The following is a 20,363-nucleotide window of genomic DNA, read 5'->3' as shown; positions in this document are numbered from 1 at the left end:
TCGTCATATCCCTATGGTTATCATTAAAATGTTTAAACCTTTAAGGTATTCATCGTATTTTGTTTAAGCAAAGATCAGAAGAGTCAATTCTCAACAATAAGTACTACTTATTTTCTATTAAGTTGATAGCCTGCTCTAATATAGCTTCACCATCACACATGCCATAATTCATCATATTAATTACTTCAACTGGAATATTTTTCTCTTCACAGATTTCTTCCATTTCTTCTAAAAGGAAACGTACTTGTGGACCTAACAATAACACATCAGCTTCTTCAATTTCTGAACGAACAACTGATTCAGAAACTGCCCATATATGTGCTGAAATCCCTTTTGATTCAGCAACCTTTTCCATTTTTGAAACGATTAGACTTGTTGACATGCCAGCAGCGCAGCAAAGTAAGATATTCACGGTAATTTCCTCTTTCTTTAGTAAGTTTTTATACTTCGTTCTTATTAATAACGACAAATCGACCAATTCGATCGTGTACAGCTAATGATTTTTGATTAGTAAACATGCTAATAAAGGATAAGAAGAACGGGATACCTTGAAAAATAAACATTGTCAAAAATTTAAAGAAACTTCTAACAATCACTAATAATACATAAGGAAGCTTTCCCTTTTTGTTATTAACACGTGTTAACTTCAATCGAAAGATTACTTTTCCAATTGTTGATCCTCTTAATAATAAGGTCGTTATAACTTCATAACAAAAATAGATTAAAAGCGATTGGAGAAATGCTTGATTAAAAAGGGCCATTACCTTTACGGCTGCATCTTGTCCAACAGAACCTCTCGCTGTTTTTTGAAGCTCAATCATATTTGCTAGAACCCCTGGAAAGTTTGGTAGTCCTGTGATTCGATATACAATTGACAAGATGATCGAAACAATTATTGCATCAATGACAAAGGCACCGATTCTTTTTAATCGAAACGAAGTAATAATTTTTTGTCGATTTTCCATAGTTGTAGTCCCTTCTTCTAATCAATTATCCATGTATTTGTCTCGGAGTATTATTTACTAGCTTTCTCCAATTCTAAATTTTTCTTATCCCACATGCGAATGAATGGGAACCAAATGAGCGAAGCCACTGCAAAAGCTACCAATTGCATGACTACACCCATAATCTTACCACCTGTCATAAGATAACCACTTATGAAGTATGGGGTTGTCCATGGGATGATTGTACCAGTCGTATGTGGGAAAATTCCCATTGCCGTACCAAAGTACGTAACTGTTAATACTGCTACTGGCGCTAGAATATAAGGAATCATTAAAAATGGATTTAAAACAATTGGAACACCAAACATAATTGGCTCATTTACGTTAAATATAGAAGGTCCAATCGCTAGACGTCCTACCTTCTTAAGAAGTTTTGACTTCGCTAAAAACGTCATATAGATCGCAACTGGTAAAGTAGCTCCAGAACCACCCATCCAGATACCATTCTCATAGAATGTATACGTAATGATATGTGGTAACTCCTTACCTGCTTTAACTGCTGCTAAGTTAGCATCAGCATTTGTAATCCAAATTGGTTCCATAACAGACGTAATAATCGATGAACCGTGGATTCCAAAGCTCCATAAAAGATGTTCCATTAAACATGCGACAAGTGTACCAAGATAAGTTGAACCTAAAATGGTAAATGGTTGTGTCACAACCTTATGAATAAATGTTGCAAAATCTCCCCAACCAGTATGACTAAATCCGTAACGAACTAATAAGAAGAAAAGGATAATCACGAAACCAGGAATAAGAGCAGTAAATGAACGTGAAACTGTTGGCGGTACAGTATCTGGTAACGTAATGATAATCTTCTTTTGTAAGAAGAAACGATAAATTTCAGCAGTAATAATTGCAACAATTAATCCAACGAACAAGTATTGTGCACCAAATAGATCAGGTGACCAAGCTGATACACTTTCCTTCCCGTCTTTAAACGTGCTCATAATATTAACAATTAAATAACTTGCTAATGCTAATACGCCAGCTGGAACTCCATCAATATTCTTTTTATCAACTTTATAACTACTTGCTAAGGAGTAAGCTACCCCAAATACTGCCACTAAAGCGATTATCCCCATTGAACCGTTATATACGATATCTCCGAAAGCATTCCAATTTTCGCCAAATACTTTTGACATGAAGTTTTGATACCAATCTGCTTCTAACCAAGCTACGATAATGAAAAATGAACCAATGATCATTAGTGGCATGGCAAACATAATACCGTCTCGCAAAGCAAGTAAGTGTCTTTGATTACCTATTTTCGAAGCGATCGGTAAGAATTTTTTCTCAAAAAAATTACTTTTCATTTCTTTATCCCCTCTCTAAGGATATAGGATCTTGGCAAATCAAGGATTTCCTCATATACCAAGATCCTTTTATTATTTCTTTTAGTATTTAAGATTTAAAGTTTGAATTTGATAACTGAACCACCTTGTGAATCTATGAAACTGTTTATTTCGCATCCTTATATAAAGTGCGTACAAAAGTCATCACGTGGCTATCAGTTTCAAATCTAGGTTCTCCATCAATTGTCATTGCAGAGTACACAACAGTTGCAGTGATCTTAGTTGGTTTATCTGTTTTATACGTAACAACCCCAGTTTCACTGTCAACGGCTACATCGTCTGGTGAAGATGATTCGTAACTAACTTCTATAAATTTATTCCCATCCGTATTTAAGTTAGACTCAGCCATTGCATTTTTTAACCATGATGGATAGGCAAAAGAATTCTTGTCAAGCTTAGCAGGAGCACTTGGTCCTACTGATTTCTTAGGGTCTACAACATTGATTGTGTATGTTATTTTAGCAGGCGTTCTAAAAAATCCATCAATAACATACGCCGAAACCGTACATGTTCCTGGTTTTAAACCAGTTGCATAAGAACCATAGTACTCGCCATTTACACTTAAATCTGTTGGCCTTACGTTTCCTTCATCACCGTAAGTTGCAATATTTCTTAAGTCGATCACTCCAGATACATTTGAATCAGCATTAATTTGTGTTGGTAATCCATTGATGTATCCCGCTTGATCCCATGCATTTGTTGCCCAAGACACATTCTTAATATAACCCGTTGTTTTTGCATCCAGCTTAACTGAGTCACCGACATAAATCGTAAATGTATGTGTATCTTCATTATATTTCGCATGAGGATTCATCTTTGCGATGTTAGTTGGATAATCTAAGCTCTCAGTACCTTTATTAACTGGTGTAGTCACTTTTGATCCTAAAACTTCTACGTTAGCAGCATCTTCAGGGTTTTGAGTGATCCAGTAAGGCATTGATATTACAGTTGAAGACTCCATTGTTCTACTGTTTCCAGAGTCGATTGTTCTTCTATCCATCGTTCCGAATATGTTTGTGTTGTATTTAGACATCATCACTTCATCACGTGGAATTAGTTGGTCAACCATAAGGTTTGGTGCTACATGTGTTACGTCATTTCTGTTTGCAGAAAGTACATCCCAGTTCATGAAATTATTAGGTATACGTGTCATTTGCCAATTTGCACCTGCAAGGTCAACTTTTGCATTTCCGATATCAATCCCTTTAGCTTTCAATGCTCCTAGTGAAGCAGCGTAGAAAGTTGACATGAACGGGTTTTTCTCTCTCTTTTCGTTTGTCCACCATTGGTTCATGCCTTCTAAGATTTCGTCACCGTTATATTTATCAGCATGGTGAGATAATGTGTAATATGCTAGTGCTTCTTCTTCTTCATCAGAATAGTTCATATATGATTCGTGAGTTACACCGCTTATACCGATATCATCACCGTTATGCGCAGCAATACCAAAGTATCTAGCTAGATATTGTAAAGTCATATCAAGCATCGATTTTGAGTTATATGTTTTTGGATATCTTACTTCAAAATCATTGTGTTCATTAGCTTTTGTTGTCGCCTTTTGGCCATTCATTACTTTGTATTCGTTTGCAAAATCTAGTGGTTCAATTACATTTACACCTTGAGCTTTAAGGATTGCTTTTTCTTCATGAGTATATCCGCCAAAATCTTTTGCAACTGCAAGTGCTTGTAACAGTAATTGAGCATTTAAAGGACCATCTTCATAGTCGGCGTCTCTTCCCCATGCATCCTTATTACCATCAAGGTATTCAGGGTTCAAATTTGCCCATCTAGTTGGAGCATTTGGAACGTTTAATCCATTTACTTCTCCGCTTTGAAGTCCCTCATTAAAACGAGATTCAGTCGGGTTTTCACCATTAACAGTCAGTTGGAAATAATTGTTTAAAATTAGTGCATTTGTGTGGTTAATCATATTATTTTTGATAAGCGCTGCAAGTTCTGGATCTTCGTCTTTGAACGCTTTATATGCTAAATCAAGCGCAAAATAATGACCTACTAATTCATCTGTAGATGTTGTTGCTTTGTATACTACTTTATTTGAGTCTAAAGCTTTTGTATCAGCATCAAAACCTTCGTTTTGGCTTGCAAATATATTTGTTAAACGTGGAGGCACTGCTACTGTGTCATAAGCTTTAAGAGCAGAACTAGTTCCATTTTTGAAAGAACCTGCGACATTATAGTAAACTGTTTTTCCATTGATATCTTTAGCTTGTCCTGCCTTCTTTTTAATCCATGCATTATCCCAAGTTTCAGCTTCTGGAACTGTAGCACCATTGTTACTCGTGCTAACTTTGTACGATCTAGCAAAGAAGCCCGATGCAGCAGGACGACCTGTGTCAGTTAATGTATATTTCCCATTTTCATCAACGTAAACTGGCTTTCCTTCGTTCTTTGCAAGCCATTCTTTTGCTGCAACAATCGTTGATACGTTTCCACCATAAGAGTTAACAACATACACATAGTCGTTTACATTGTTTTTAGATGTTACTTTTAATTGTGTACCAGATACATAACCAAGCGTTACGATTGATTCAACTGCACGAATAGCAGATGCTTTTGCATCTTTTGTTCTTTCATCTGATGCTCCGAAGTTTTTCTTCATGTAGTTGTATCTCCAGATTTCACCAGAAGCATACATTGTCGTCCAAAGACCGTCATTGTCTGTATCGCCTGTTGCTCTAGCTGCGTCTTTATCGGCTGTCATAAGGGCCTTAATCATATCCGCTGTAGAAGAGAAAGACATACTACCAGATTGGAATCCAAATCTGTCTGTATAGTTTCTAGAAATCTCTGTTTGTAGTAAAGATTTACCCATTAGTGACATTTGCTTTCTAACGATATGTGTTGCATTACCTTTTTCACCTAGTACCCAAAGTCCATTATTACCATCAGGCATAATGTTGGTAATCACTTCTTTAGCATTAAAAGTTGCAGCAGAACCTGAATTATTCGTACCGGAACCAGAAGATTCACCAGTTTGAGGTATATATCGTCCACCTTGTAGATATTGAATTTGATCTGCTGGTGCTAAGTTTGGATCGTAAAGTGTAATTGCATCAGATATGATCCCAGAAATTACTCCATGAGCTCTATCATCACCAAGAATAATTTTATCGTTTGACTTGATTAATGTATCCTTTGAAACCAGCCATTTTACGCCCTTTTCTCCATTTACATAGCCAACATAGCTTTTAGATGGGAATTTAGCTCCTGATGGTGCAGTAGGAATTTTTGTTGTTTCCCACTTTGTTTCTTTAAGAGCAGCCGGAATATTTGAGTCTCCTGCATTGTAATAGTAAACTACCTTTTCTAGATTAGTAGATGATTGTGTCTCTACTACAGAAACTGTAATATTCACAGTTGCAGTGTTACCTTTAGTATCAACTCCAGTACCTGTAATAATTGCAGAACCACCAGAAACACCTAGAATCTTTCCGCTGTAATCACCTTTTGCATTACCAATCGTGTCAACATATGCAACGTATGGATCAGAAGTTGTCCATTTTACTGGCTTTGTTGTATCTAATCCACTTGGTTTTGCATGAGTGATTTGTGTCGTATTCATAAAAATTTTAGTGCCAGTTGAGATTGGCGCTACTGATTGAGTTGATATAGTTGGTGCAGCTTTTACAACAACCCCACTAAATGGAGTTGCAAACATTGATGCAGCTAGTACAGAAGCCGGAAGTGCTCTACCTAAAATCCATTTATTTCTTTTCATTTATCTTCCTCCAAATGAATTATCTTTTTAATTTTGATTTATTCTTCTATATCGCCTTTTTTAATTATCAATTCAAAATTTTTTTTCCTCAACATTACGAGCCATACTGGAACAAGATTTTTGAAATCTCATACTGAAAATCATTGAAATTATTTGATTTTAATACTTTCTGTTTCGTCTCGGGGTGATCCATTAAATGTAAAAATAATCGACTTAACTCTTTGTGTAAAAACAAGTCTCCGGCACGAAGATTAATTAAGAATAGGATTTGTACAACTTTTCCATCGATTGTTGGCGGATTTTTAAAAATCACCACACTGATTGAATCCTGGATCGCAACCATTTTTAATGCATGTGGCGCAGCGATCCCATTTTGCAGTATTGTCGATATTTTTTCTTCACGGTCGACAACTAAAGCAGGATAGTTAGGTGCGGCAAATCCAAGTTCAACAACTCTATTTGCCTTTTCTTTAATAAAGTCTTTGTAGTCAAACAACTCTTTGCTTTCTTCTATATAAAACAAATCTGTATGAAATAAAGATAAAAGTGTAGGTACATCTTCTTTAACTTTATTAGCCGGGTATCTAGTCAGTGTACGACGAATTCTTTGGACATCCGTTTCAGTTAGTATTGGTGCTACTTGAATATACGGAATTGAAAGATTGTCAAAAGGAATCGAAGTCGATGAAACTAATAAATCATAATTTTCTAAATTTAATGATTGTAGCTCACTATACAAAACGACGTCAATTATTGCCCCTTGAAAAAGTGTCTCAAGTTTCATTTTCATTAAATCAGCCGATCCTGCTCCTAATCCGTAAGATAGTAGAATTTTTTTATAGGAACTTAATTGTTTTTGCTTCTCCCTTTCCACGTGAGCTGCTAGATGCATTGTAATGTAACCCATTTCGTCACTAGAAAGTTCGAATCCCCATATTTCCTTTATCATTTCAGAAAAATTTAAAGCAATCATAAACACATCTGAATACCTACTGTATACATCGTCTATCAATGGATTCGTAAGCTTTAAATTAAAATATAATCTTCTTAACAATGGATACATATGCATGATCAGCGTATTTAAAAGTTGCTGATCACCTGAAAACTGAGTTAAGAATGTTTGATCTAATCTTTCTAAACAATTCTTTAGTTTTTGTTTTAAGTCATTTTTTTCATGTTCTTCAATATCGTCTACACTAGATTTACCACTTATGTGTGCAGCTAAATAGATAATTTCACTCTCAGGCAATACAACATGATATAGTTCAGAAAGAATTTCACAAATTCTCCTTGCTATATTCATAAACGATGGTTTGATTAGAGAAACATCTAACTTTTTTTCTTGATTAGGCAAGATAAAGTTGTGTTGAGTTACTCGAAACGAGAGTACTTGGATATGCACTAAAATGTTTTCTAATGCAAAATAACTTAATTTCAGTTGATTATTCTGTACTTCTTCACTCAAAACAGCTCGAATTTCCTCAAATGGAAACGCTTTCTCAAAAGTTTGATAAATTGACTTCTTTAACAAACCTGTTTCTTTTTGACTTAGGAAGTAGGAAAACGCTCTTCTAAAATTCGTTTCATCCCCAAGTAAACGAACTCCGTAGCGTGATTTTGTTTCTACTTTTAAATCAAAAATCCTTACTTGCTTTTCAACTTCAATCATGTCTGTAAATACTGTCGATCTGCTAATCATTAGACTATCAGCAAACATATCAATCGTTTGAAACTCAGTCGTTTGAAGCAAAAGCATAATAATATTATTCACTCGAACACGAGGTAAGTCTGGAGCTAATGCCCCGTCTATTTCTTTCATATACGTTTGAACCAACTCTTGGTTTTCTACATGAAGTAAATAGCCTTCACCTCGTTTTTTCTGAATCACAAATCCGGACTTTTCTCCAATCGCGTTTAATTCTTTTAACTCGTTTCGTAAAGTACGATTAGAAATGGCGAATTCTGATTCAAGTTCATGTGAAGTTAGTGATTTTCCTTTTTGATACAAATATTGCAAAATTAAATCTCTTCGCATACATTACCTCACCACCCTAGATGCCTAATCTAGTATTTTAAGTTTACTTTCCAACAAATCTATTTAACAGTTTGAATTTTTCCAAAATAGTTCGCAATTTAAAACAAATACGTCTAGTTCATATATCACGCTATATTCTACTGTAATAATACGTCCTATGTCCTACAGTTAAATACAGGTACATTTTACTAACACAAACCACTTCTAATTCTTTTGTATACAAAAAATCCTAATCATAGCTTTAAAAACCCTATGCTAAAGGAATCTACACTTTTGGTTGTTTTAAGCATTTCTTAACAATGTATTAGAAATTCCGTAATGCGAGGTAAACACTTTAATCAGTTCAAACGCGAAAAAGCGCACCCAAAAACTGGGGACGCAAATATGAGTCAATAAGTTTTAGATAAATCTTTTTAGGTCCCTTTTATTTCAAGGTCCTTTTTACTAGTTATTCAATTAATAATTAAACACCATAATACTTAGCAAACAGCTCTTTATTCCATTCATCTCCACCATCTACGTTAGAGCTTTTAAACACAGGCGGTTTTAATCCAGCTTGATGGTATTTTTTTGCTATTAATATAGAAATTGTTTGAGCAACAAAGGCTCCAGCTATAGTGGATGTTGCCCCCATACCTGTATTTGCCTCTTCTACAAAAAAGTGAGCATCTCCAGGTCCAGTACAATTATCAATAACTACATCACTAAAGTCGCAAAGATATTTTCCGCTACTATGTCTTGATTGTGGTCCTTCGGGATGGTTTGGATTGGTAAAAGCAATAACCTTTGCACCACATTCTTGAGTCATTTTAGCAAGTTCAACAGTCATGCCATTTCTTCCCGAATTCGATGCAATCACAAGAATATCCTTTGAGCATATTTTGTATAAATCAAATATTACCTTTGCATAAGCTTCTATTCGTTCAATTACAGTACTTTTTAATGGGTGGTCATGTAAAAAAAACTCATTCGGCAAAATTGGAGAGACCCCAGCAAACCCACCTGCTCTTACATAAAATTCTTCTGCAAACATATGTGAATGACCAGAGCCAGTAACAAGGAAGCGTCCTCCATTTTGAATGGCTTCAAAAATACACGTTGCCGCTTCGTCAATTTTTTGATTCTGTGTCGTAAATAGTTTTTCAAGATTTGACATCACATACTTAAAATAATTCTCCATATTTCCTCTACCTTCTTTTATTAAATTAATAAAATTACCACCCGTACTTCTTTTCACTCCATTTTTTAATAACCAGGTCTTGTTTTACAAAAACAAGGCTATTTTGTTCGATATCTTTATCGATGATTGCACCTGCACCTAAAACACTATAAGCCCCAATTTTACAACCAGGCATAATAATCGTATTCACACCGGTTCTACAATAATCACCAAGATAAGCTGCATTTGAGAAATGCAAAGGTATTTCTCTCCGTCCATTTACTACGTGCTCAGTTTCACCGTCATCAAAGCGTAATGTTCCGCAAACAGTTGCTGCCCCGATATCCGTATGACTGCCTATTGCGCCATAAAACTCGCCATAGTGGTATAGATATACTTTATCCATTACCATTCCACCAAGGAACTCTGCACAATGGTCGAATATACAGTGTGATCCAATTGAAACTCCATCATAAATAATACAATAATTACGAATGGCAGTATGATCGCCAATAACCGCATTGCCATTGAAAATCGCACCATTATCAATGATTGTATTATCACCAACAATTAGGTTACCGTGGATGACAACTCGATCACCAATTGAGGAATTCTTACCAAGCTTTACGTGACCATGAATGGTTGCATTTTCAGAAATCGTCGCACCTTCCGCTAGGTCATTTTCTTGTATTGCATTACAAAAATGATTCACCATATATTCATTTGCTTCTAACATATGCCAAGGCTTGTCTATATCAAAGAAATGGCCATTACACTCAATCACTTGTAATTTTATTTTCTCAAGAGATTTTAAAAGTGCAGCTTCGATGTATCGTTCTTTCGGAACGCCAACACCTACTTTTACATTCGGAAAATAATCGGGGGTTCTTCTCACTTCATCAATTATTGACTCATCAAAAAGAAATCCTGCGAATTGATGGGTAATACTGTCCCCGCGATAGTGCGCACCGATTGACTGAACGAAACCGTTCTTTATACTCGCACCGATCCAATTTCTTGATGACTCTTCTAATTTTTTTAACAATACTGTAGGCTTGTTGGAATTTACTAATCGCTCGAGATCTTTATATTCGACGATCGTATCACCATAAAGAACGAGAAATTCTTTAGTATTTGAGAGTTTCTCAACTCCCCTTACTAGACTTTCTGCACTTCCTAAATTTGATTGTTCAGATACAAATTTAACATTTTCTATATCGAATAAAAGATTCTCTATCTCTCTTTGATATTCCTCATTAACAACAACGACAATCTCTTCTATTCCCATTGCTACAATGGACTCTATGTTATAACGAATTAATGGTTTACCGCCGATTTTTATTGCTGTTTTAGAACGAACTGCATTGAAAGGAAACATTTTACTCCCTTTTCCTGCCGCTAGAATTACTGCACTTTTTACCATTCTAATACCTCGATTATAAAAATTTTTACTTATATTCAACTAATCGAAATTTATTTTTGCCTGCTAGTAGATAAGGCATTAAATCTTGTGCAAAAGGATGAACAAATCCAATGACATTATGCTCAACAGATTGTCCTAAATCTTTCAATGAGATTTGTACCTCTCCCTCATATTGCGCACTTCGATTATTTAAAATAGAAACTGTATATTTCCCTCTTGGTGCACAATAGCAGTGAGGTACTTCCATCCCTCTTGTATCAGTTGCACGAATAAGACTTGCAGGTTGATCCACTCTTGAAAAAAGAGCCTGTTCCTGAATTTTCACCTTTGTCTGATCGCAAACAAACTGATTAAAAACTACTGGAATTTCTATATAATCTTGTTTGAAACATCTAGCCATTTCATTTAGCTCTGAAAAATCTGCAAACGAGTCTCCAATTAGTACATCATTAAAACCATTTGCAAATAACTCTAGCATGGCAATATGACTAGGCAAAAAGCGGTGTTTTTCAATTGTACAAACTCCATGACCTAAGTGGTGTAAATCTTTAGGAGAAAGCTGTGAAGCAACAAAACCTCCTACTGGTACACCGAATAAAGCAAACATATTGTTAATTGAGCGTATGTCCTCTAAAGACAATGCTGTATCTGGTAGAGGGAAAAAATTATGACAAGCTGTTAGTTGTCCAATATTTCCTTCTCTTTCTATTGTTTCTAAAAACTCACGACATTCGCGTAAAGCGTTTCCATTTTGATTATTGGAAGAAGACATTGAAGCATTAACTTCTATTTGAATTCCCTGCTTATTTTTTGAAAGAATTGCTACTTCTTCACTCGTAAACCCTCCATCAATGCGGAGTCTTGTGATCCCCATATTTTGTAAAGCTGTAAGGTCGGTCAATGTACAACCCAACTCGTTGAAAACTTCATCATTCATATCAGCTGACACATTCATATTAAGTTCCTTACAGTAACTGAGTAATTCATTCCAGGTTTCCGCATTGACATCTCGTGCACCTTCAAAACCATGATTATTTAAAATCAGTGAAACAAATACCTTTTTAAATCCTAATGAACTAGCCTTTTCTAAATAATCTTTGATTTGATTCAAAGGATAAAAGTTGGGATACACACTAATTCCTATTTCACGCATATTTGATCGCCATTCCTTACTAAATTTATTTTGAATTACTTGTATTTTTCGCCAATAATGATAGCACCGAAGACTGGATCATATAGAGGTGTAGAAAGTTCTACTTGTGGTAACGCCACACTTAACTTCTCTTTTAGCGTATTGAAATACTCAGCTGATTTTGTCAGCAAACTTCCTGCGACAGATAGACGGAAATTAATTAATCCCATTTGTCGGCTGATTCCAATGACTAAACGAACCAACTTATCTAGTTCTCCTTCAACAATTGTACACGCAGCTTCGTCTCCCTTTACCCATGATTCTAGAATGATTGGTGTACATGAAGCTACCTTATCAACGGGTATTGAACCGTCCAAGTATAATAAGTCCATAAAATCTTCTGGTGAATTCAACTTAAAATGAGCGAGTAGTTTTTCAGTAAATGATGTAGGAGCAATAACGTTGTCATACTCATTCATAACAGCTGTGATTGCACGTAAACCAATTTGGAAACCTCCACCTTCATCACTTATTAATCCACCCCATCCGCCTGAGCGTAATGTATTTCCTTTTGAGTCTACGCCTATCACAATTGAACCTGTTCCAGCAATTATTAATGCATCTTTTCGATCTCCGTTTCCACCAACAAGAGCGATTTCTGCATCATTCACTACTTCTAATTGACAAGTAAAACCACTTTCTTTTAATGCATTCAAATAAATATCAATATCTTTCTGTCGATCTACTCCCGCAGAGCCTAGTACAAGAATCGCATTTTGTAAACGCTCTCCAAAAATAGAACTAAGCGATTCATATATTTGACTAAATACTGGTCTAAGCCCTTCTACACCGATATTGTTATAATTTGACATCCCAAAATTTTGATCAAATAACGTTTCTCCATCTAGTTGTTCTTTGACCATAACTCTCGTTTTTGTTCCTCCGCCATCCATTCCGATTATCAATCTATTCATTATCTGTTGATACATCCTTTCGTTAAGCTAATAAGTCACCTTAATCCATGTAAATCGTATCAATCTATTTATACATTTAGTCTTTAATTCATTCATTTAAATGTTACTTATTTCATCTTATTTTCAATTTTGTGATGATGTATAGTTGCATTAATTGTAAAGTAAACATTTCTCATTTACTAGGTGGATATTTTCTACATGAAAAGGAAAAAAACCACTTATTCATTTTGATCTTTCAGATTTGGAGTTTAAAATATAATAAAAAAAGTACTCTATAGTTAGACTTTTAAAGCGTCTACTCTAGAGAGTACTTTTTAATTTTATTTAGATGTGTAGGCAGTAATTGGGAACACAAGGGCTGACACTTTTACAGTTCCACTTCATCAAGATTCTTTGCCTCAAAGTTATCGAGCAATGCACGCACTTCATCTGTTGATTTCGTGTTCATCAATTGATTTCTTAATTCACCAGCTCCACGGAATCCTTTGACATAAATTTTGAAAAAACGATGAAGCCCTGTGATTGACCTTGGCAATACTTCCGCATATTGATCTTGAAGATCAAGCTGCAGTCTTAGTAGATCAAGGTGCTCCTTACTGCTATGTTCTTTTGGCTCTTTTTCAAAAGCAAAAGGATTTTTAAAAATGCCTCGTCCGATCATTACCCCATCAATACCATATTTTTCAGCAAGCTGCAGCCCAACTTGACGGTCAGGAATGTCTCCATTGATTGTTAGCAGCGTATTTGGTGCGATGCGGTCACGTAATTTTTTGATTTCCGGAATTAGCTCCCAATGCGCATCTACTTGGCTCATTTCTTCTCTTGTACGTAAATGAATAGAAAGGTTGGCAATATCCTGTTTTAAAATATGCGTTAACCACTCTTCCCACTCATTTACCTCCTTAAAGCCAAGTCGCGTTTTCACGCTGACAGGAAGTCCGCCTGCTTTTGCTGCTTGAATTAGTTCTGCTGCTACATCTGGACGCAGAATTAGGCCACTACCTTTTCCTCTCGATGCTACATTCGGTACAGGGCAGCCCATATTAATATCGATGCCTTTAAATCCTAACTTTGCCATACCAATACTCATTTGACGGAAATATTCAGGATTATCCCCCCAAATATGTGCCACCATAGGCTGTTCATCCTCAGTAAATATCAAACGTCCACGCACACTTTTCATGCCCTCTGGATGACAATAGCTATCTGAGTTTGTAAACTCCGTAAAAAACACATCCGGTCTACCTGCTTTACTCACTACATGGCGAAAAACAACATCCGTTACATCTTCCATCGGTGCAAGTACAAAAAATGGTCGTGGTAAATCACGCCAAAAATTATTTATCATAGTTACATTCAATCCTCTCATTATGGGATACAAGACAAACTCTTTATCCCAAAATTAAATAACGCTGCCCCTGTTTCTTTTACACTTATACCATGCCTCATCATTGACAATGCACCAGGGTCAGTTACCTTCTTTAAGTACTAATTTCGCGACGGCTTCCACGTGACTAGTATGTGGGAACATATCCACTGGCTGTATTTCCAATGTTTTATAACCGCCGTCTTCAAGTACTCGTAAATCTCTTGCTAATGTAGCAGGATTACAAGATACGTAAACTACTTTACTTGGTTTCATATCAATGATTGTATTTAATAAAGCCTCGTCACAACCCTTTCTTGGAGGGTCTACAACTAATACTTCTGCTGTAATTCCTTGCTTGTACCAATTAGGGATAACTTCTTCCGCTTTCCCTACTTCAAATTCAACATTTGTCATCTCATTAATCATGGCATTTCGCTTTGCATCTTCAATTGCTTCTGGTACAATTTCTACTCCATAAACTTTTTTAGCCTTTTGAGCTAAAAATAAGGATATTGATCCGATTCCACAGTATGCGTCAATAACGGTTTCACTACCATTTAAATTTGTATACTCGAGTGTTTTATCATATAAGACCTTAGTTTGCGTAGGGTTCACTTGATAAAATGATCGAGCTGAAATTTCGAAAGTAATGTCACCAATTTTATCTTTGATTGTTTCGCTTCCATATAATACGATTGTTTGATTTCCAAGAATCACATTTGTTTTTTCATTATTTACGTTTTGGATAATACTTGTAATTGTTGGATATTTCTCAACGATCCTTGCTATTAATTCATCTTTTTGAGCAAAGTTCACTTTATTTGTAACAAGAACTAGCATTGATTCATTTGTATAGTATCCATAGCGTGCCATAATATGACGCAATAGTCCTTTGTGGCCAACTTCATCGTATGGCTCAATTTTTAATTCCTCACAAAGATCTCTCACAGCTTGAATCATTTCATCATTTTCTTTTCCTTGAATATAACATTCATTCATCGGAATAATTTCATGGCTTCTCTTTTGGTAAAAACCAACAACTAGTCCACCTTCTAGTTCCCCTACTGGAACTTGTGCTTTGTTACGATAGCTCCATGGATTTTCCATTCCTAAAACTGGATGAATTACTACATCATCCAGTTTCCCAATTCGTTTTACAACTTCTACTACTTGTTTATGTTTCGCCTCAAGCTGGCCTTCATAGCTCATATGTTGAGTTTGACAGCCACCACATTGATTGTAAATCGAACAAATTGGTTCAACTCGAACTTGACTTTCTTTTTGGAATTCAATAATTTTACCGAATCCAAAACCTTTACTTGTTTTTAGCACTTTAATTTGTGCTTTTTCACCTGGAAGTGCATTAGGTACAAATATCGGATATCCATCCACCTTTGCTACTCCATGTCCTTCATGAGTTAAATCGATAAATTCAACATCTATTAATTGATTCTTTTCTACAGGTAACACTCTTTTCGACAAGTCCTTTACCTACCTTTCAACCTTTTATTAAACCATTTCATTATACAAAATAAATAACCACGTTAACTACCGTGGTTACTTTTTCTAGTATTTACTACTATTTCACTTATTATGGTACATAGATTTCTAGATGGTTGTAAAGCATATCAACAGTACATGGTGTTTCTCCACCATACTCGCCATCAATATTTAATAGTAGTTTATCATCAGACATAATTTTCAAATGGCTTGCTCTAGTATAAAGAACATGTTCATTTTGTACATGCTGGCCACTTAATAGCTGAGCACATACTCTGACGATTTCGGCTATATTTGATTTCTTTAAGATTAATAAGTCAAATTGTCCATCATTGATACTTGCTTCAGGTGCAATTTTTTCAAATCCACCAACAGAATTTGTATTCGATAATAAGAACAAAAATGCTTCCTCATCAAAGACTTTTCCATCATACTCAATTTTTAATCGTGTAGGCTTAACTCTAGGTAACATTTCAATACCTTTTAAATAATATGCTAGTTGTCCTAGCATTGTTTTTAGTTTGCTAGGTACTTCATATGTTAATTCTGTAATTTTACCAGCAGCTAAAATATTTACAAAATATTTATCATCCACTCTCCCAATATCAAGGGGTACAGTTTGCCCATTTGTTATGACTTCAGCTGCTTCCATAATTGAAACATTCACACCAATTGCTCTAGCAAAATCATTTGTTGTCCCAACTGGGATTAATCCTAACTTTGGTCGATATTCTTGTTCTGCCAATCCACTAATGACTTCATTAAGTGTTCCATCTCCACCGCAAGCTACAACTAAATCAAATTTTCGTTCACACGCTTCTCTTGCTGCGATCGTCGCATCACCTGCACCGGTTGTTGCATGACAAGAGGTTTCATAACCAGCTTGCTCAAACAATTGCAACACATCGGGAAGCTTTTTCTTAAAAATTTCACGACCAGAAGTAGGGTTGTAGATAATTCTAGCACGTTTCATCATTAACCATCCTACTTATTTATTTAAGTTCTCTAACTTATATCCTAACCTAAAAAGTTTTTGTAGTAAACTTTTTCCATTTACTTATCTATTTTTACCTTTCTAAAGCTTGTTCAAACCCAGATTGAATAGACAATATTATATTAAATTTATATTACATTCGTTTCTTTGCTATATTTTCCAATCGTTTTGAACAACTTAATCATTATAGTACATATTGATAATAAATACATTAAAGTAGAATTAAGGATTGATAATGAGATGGAAAACAAACCGTTCTTGAATGTAGAGTATTTTGCTCTAAAAAAATTAAAAATTTATCGTGATAGTGTTTTGCGTTTTTTATTAAGAGCAATAATGGCTAGTATGTTTATAGGCTTCGGAGTGATCGTAGCATTTAAATCAGGTAACTTTTTTCATGCCGCACATACGCCTTTTGCTTACCCAATGGCTGCTATAACAATTTCTGTCGCCATTCTTCTAATTGCATACGGTGGTGCCGACCTATTCATAGGAAACATATTTTATTTTGCTTATACTGCAATTAGAGGAAAAATGAATTGGCTAGAAGTGTTACATTTATGGCTGATAACATATATTGGGAACATATTAGGTGCTGGTTGTTTTTCTTTATTAATACATATAACAGGATTATATAACGATCCAACAGTAAAGTGGATATCCTTTTGTATGCACCAACAAGCCAACCATATTATTGAGTCATTTTGACCTTAAACAGTACAAAAACTACGAGCGTATAGCCCGTAGTTTTTTGTATTTAAAGCCTTATCTTTTTTGAATTTCTTCCATTAAAATCTTATTTAATAATGGTGGATTCGCTTGACCTTTAGTCGCTTTCATCATTTGACCAACTAGGAAACCAATAGCTCGGTCCTTACCATTTTTAAAGTCTTCAATTGATTGTGGGTTAGCATCAAGAGTTTCAATAACGATTTTACGAAGAGCGCCTTCATCAGATAATTGTACTAAGCCTTTTGCTTTTACAATTTCATTCGCGTCTCCACCGTTTTCGATTAACTCAGTGAATACTTTTTTCGCAATCTTAGAAGAGATTGTACCGTCTGTAATTAACTTAAGCATACTAGATAAGTTTTCAGGCGTTAAAGCAACTTCATGTAACTCTTTTTGTGATTTATTTAAGTATGCTGAAACTTCACCCATTAACCAGTTAGAAGCTAATTTTGCATCTGCACCATTGTTTACAGTAGCGTCGAAGAAATCAGACATTTCTTTTGTTAATGTTAATACCATTGCATCGTATGCAGGTAAGCCTAGTTGCTCTACATATCGTTTTTGACGAGCGTCAGGAAGTTCAGGAATACTACTGCGAACACGTTCTTTCCACTCATCATCAATGTATAATTCAACTAAGTCTGGTTCTGGGAAGTAACGGTAATCGTCTGATCCCTCTTTAACACGCATTAGGAGTGTAGTTTTTGTAGCTTCATCATAACGACGTGTTTCTTGTTGAATAATTCCACCAGATAATAATACTTTTTCTTGACGAATTTGCTCATGCTCTAATCCTTTTTGAACGAAAGCAAATGAGTTTAAGTTCTTTAATTCAGCCTTAGTACCAAATTCCTCTTGGCCGAATGGACGTAATGAGATGTTAGCGTCACAACGAAGTGACCCTTCCTCCATTTTCACATCTGAAACACCAGTAAACTGAATAATTGATTTTAGTTTTTCTAAATATGCATAAGCCTCTTCAGGAGTACGCATATCAGGCTCAGAAACGATTTCAATTAATGGCGTTCCTTGACGGTTAAAGTCTACTAATGAATAACCTTCATCAGTATGATTTAACTTTCCAGCGTCCTCTTCTAAATGAACGCGAGTAATACCAATGCGTTTCTTTTTGCCACCAACTTCAATTTCAATCCATCCATTTTCACCAATCGGCTTATCAAATTGAGAGATTTGGTAAGCTTTTGGATTATCAGGATAGAAGTAGTTTTTACGGTCAAACTTTGTTTCAGTTGCAATTTCACAATTTAATGCCATTGCAGCCTTCATTCCAAAGTTTACGGCTTCTTCATTTAATACTGGTAACACACCTGGATAGCCTAAATCGATTACACCAGTATTTGTATTTGGTTCTGCACCAAACGCATTAGGGCTTGGTGAGAAGATTTTTGATTTTGTTTTTAATTCTACGTGTACTTCTAAACCGATTATCGTTTCAAAATTCATCTTTCCCGCGCCTCCTTATAGTTGTGGTCTTTGTTTTGTAAAGTCAGTTGCTTGCTCGTATGCATGGGCAACTCTATAAATAGTCGACTCATCAAAATGTTTACCAATAATTTGTAATCCTAATGGTAGACCATTGTGGAACCCACAAGGAATAGAAATCGCAGGTACACCCGCTAAGTTAATAGGAATCGTTAAAATATCATTTGCGTACATTGTCAATGGATCACTTACTTTTTCTCCTACTTTAAATGCAGGTGTTGGAGTAGTTGGTCCAATAATAACATCATAGCTTTCAAATACTTTCTCGAAATCTTCTTTTATTAATGTACGTACTTGTTGAGCTTTTTTATAGTAAGCATCATAATAACCAGAACTTAATGCATAAGTACCTAACATGATACGGCGTTTAACTTCATCTCCAAAGCCTTCAGCTCTAGTTTTCTTATAAAGATCAATTAAGTTTTCTACATCAGCTGCACGATGACCGTAGCGAATACCGTCAAAACGAGCTAAGTTAGCAGATGCTTCAGATGAAGAAATTAAGTAATATGTAGCTAATGCATATTTAGAATGTGGTAATGAAACCTCTTCCCAAGTAGCACCTAAGCTTTCTAATAGTTTTAAAGCAGCCATTACAGATGCACGAGCTTCTTCTCCAACACCTTCACCTAAATATTCTTTAGGTACAGCGATTCGAAGACCTTTTACATCACCTGTTAATGCCTTAGTAAATGCAGGAACTTCTACGTCTGCTGAAGTTGAGTCACTTGCATCTAATCCTGAAATTGCTTGTAATAATAGTGCATTATCTTCTACATTTCTAGTAATTGGACCAATTTGATCTAGAGAAGAAGCAAATGCTACTAAACCAGAACGTGATACACGACCATATGTAGGTTTTAAACCAACAACTCCACAGAATGAAGCTGGTTGACGGATTGATCCACCTGTATCAGAACCTAAAGAGAATAATACTTCTCCAGCAGCTACTGAAGCTGCAGATCCACCACTACTTCCTCCTGGTACATAATCAGTATTCCAAGGGTTACGAGTGCCACCGAACGCAGAATTTTCATTAGATGAACCCATTGCAAATTCATCCATATTTAATTTTCCGATCGTAATGCTCTCAGCTTGTGCTAATTTCGTTACAACTGTCGCATCATAAATTGGATTGAAATTCTCAAGAATTTTACTCGCACAAGTAGTACGAAGACCCTTTGTAACGATATTATCTTTAACACCAATAGGCATACCAGAAAGAATTCCACGAGACTCATCCCAAGGCTTTTCATCTAGTGCTTTCGCTTGCAAACGCGCTTGCTCTTCATTTAAAGTTAAAAATGATTTTACTTCACCATCAACTGCAGAGATTCGCTCATAAGATTCATTTACTAATTCTTCTACTTTAATCTCTTTTGATTTTAATTTGCTATGTAATTCTGAAACTGTATATTCAAATAATGACATTCTAATATCCCCC

Annotated in this window: 15 protein-coding genes; 1 reads left to right on the top strand and 14 read right to left on the bottom strand. The window is 35.5% G+C overall.

Features of this window, described 5'->3' with window-relative positions:
- Positions 1-103: 103 nt before the first annotated feature.
- The 12 genes from B6K90_RS12740 to B6K90_RS12685 all read right to left on the bottom strand — a co-directional run bounded on the left by B6K90_RS12740 (position 104) and on the right by B6K90_RS12685 (position 16,666).
- A complete protein-coding gene (locus B6K90_RS12740; RefSeq protein ID WP_088013151.1) occupies positions 104-412 on the bottom strand; it encodes a PTS sugar transporter subunit IIB in 309 nt (102 codons plus the stop codon).
- Positions 413-440: 28 nt separating this feature from the next.
- Entirely contained in the window at positions 441-965 is a 525-nt protein-coding gene (locus B6K90_RS12735; protein WP_088013150.1) for an RDD family protein, read from the bottom strand.
- 50 nt (positions 966-1,015) lie between these two features.
- The gene (gene celB, locus B6K90_RS12730; RefSeq protein ID WP_088013149.1) at positions 1,016-2,320 is read right to left on the bottom strand and encodes a PTS cellobiose transporter subunit IIC; all 1,305 of its coding nucleotides are present in this window, start codon (positions 2,318-2,320) and stop codon (positions 1,016-1,018) included.
- Between the two features lie 145 nt (positions 2,321-2,465).
- Positions 2,466-6,098, bottom strand: coding sequence for a hypothetical protein (locus B6K90_RS12725; RefSeq protein ID WP_088013148.1), 3,633 nt, complete (start codon positions 6,096-6,098; stop codon positions 2,466-2,468).
- A gap of 94 nt (positions 6,099-6,192) precedes the next feature.
- On the bottom strand, positions 6,193-8,133 hold the full coding sequence (locus B6K90_RS12720) for a BglG family transcription antiterminator (protein WP_088013147.1): 1,941 nt from the start codon (positions 8,131-8,133) through the stop codon (positions 6,193-6,195).
- Positions 8,134-8,596: 463 nt separating this feature from the next.
- A complete protein-coding gene (locus B6K90_RS12715) occupies positions 8,597-9,313 on the bottom strand; it encodes an SIS domain-containing protein (RefSeq protein ID WP_088013146.1) in 717 nt (238 codons plus the stop codon).
- 34 nt (positions 9,314-9,347) lie between these two features.
- A complete protein-coding gene (locus B6K90_RS12710) occupies positions 9,348-10,715 on the bottom strand; it encodes a sugar phosphate nucleotidyltransferase (protein WP_212667552.1) in 1,368 nt (455 codons plus the stop codon).
- 25 nt (positions 10,716-10,740) lie between these two features.
- Positions 10,741-11,868, bottom strand: a complete 1,128-nt coding sequence (locus tag B6K90_RS12705; protein WP_088013145.1) for a MupG family TIM beta-alpha barrel fold protein — start codon at positions 11,866-11,868, stop codon at positions 10,741-10,743.
- Positions 11,869-11,903: 35 nt separating this feature from the next.
- Positions 11,904-12,821 (bottom strand): BadF/BadG/BcrA/BcrD ATPase family protein, encoded by a 918-nt coding sequence (locus tag B6K90_RS12700; RefSeq protein WP_167555357.1) that lies wholly within the window; start codon positions 12,819-12,821, stop codon positions 11,904-11,906.
- A 367-nt stretch (positions 12,822-13,188) separates the two neighbouring features.
- Positions 13,189-14,169 carry a tRNA dihydrouridine synthase gene (locus tag B6K90_RS12695; RefSeq protein ID WP_088013143.1) on the bottom strand — a complete coding sequence of 327 codons (981 nt, stop codon included), beginning with the start codon at positions 14,167-14,169 and terminating at the stop codon, positions 13,189-13,191.
- 120 nt (positions 14,170-14,289) lie between these two features.
- A complete protein-coding gene (gene rlmD, locus B6K90_RS12690; protein WP_088013142.1) occupies positions 14,290-15,672 on the bottom strand; it encodes a 23S rRNA (uracil(1939)-C(5))-methyltransferase RlmD in 1,383 nt (460 codons plus the stop codon).
- Between the two features lie 109 nt (positions 15,673-15,781).
- A complete protein-coding gene (locus B6K90_RS12685; protein WP_088013141.1) occupies positions 15,782-16,666 on the bottom strand; it encodes a diacylglycerol kinase in 885 nt (294 codons plus the stop codon).
- A 258-nt stretch (positions 16,667-16,924) separates the two neighbouring features.
- Between B6K90_RS12685 and B6K90_RS12680 the strand changes: the two genes are divergently transcribed.
- Complete coding sequence (locus B6K90_RS12680) at positions 16,925-17,392, top strand: formate/nitrite transporter family protein (RefSeq protein WP_088013140.1); 468 nt, start codon at positions 16,925-16,927, stop codon at positions 17,390-17,392.
- Positions 17,393-17,449: 57 nt separating this feature from the next.
- On the opposite strand, the gene gatB is transcribed toward B6K90_RS12680, so the two are convergent.
- Positions 17,450-18,880 carry an Asp-tRNA(Asn)/Glu-tRNA(Gln) amidotransferase subunit GatB gene (gene gatB, locus B6K90_RS12675; RefSeq protein ID WP_088013139.1) on the bottom strand — a complete coding sequence of 477 codons (1,431 nt, stop codon included), beginning with the start codon at positions 18,878-18,880 and terminating at the stop codon, positions 17,450-17,452.
- A gap of 15 nt (positions 18,881-18,895) precedes the next feature.
- Positions 18,896-20,350, bottom strand: a complete 1,455-nt coding sequence (gatA, locus tag B6K90_RS12670; protein ID WP_088013138.1) for an Asp-tRNA(Asn)/Glu-tRNA(Gln) amidotransferase subunit GatA — start codon at positions 20,348-20,350, stop codon at positions 18,896-18,898.
- Between the last annotated feature and the right edge of the window lie 13 nt (positions 20,351-20,363).

The sequence above is a fragment of the Gottfriedia acidiceleris genome, assembly GCF_002128425.1.
Taxonomy (GTDB): Bacteria; Bacillota; Bacilli; order Bacillales; family Bacillaceae_G; genus Gottfriedia; species Gottfriedia acidiceleris.
This window is presented reverse-complemented; position numbering and strand designations above follow the sequence as displayed.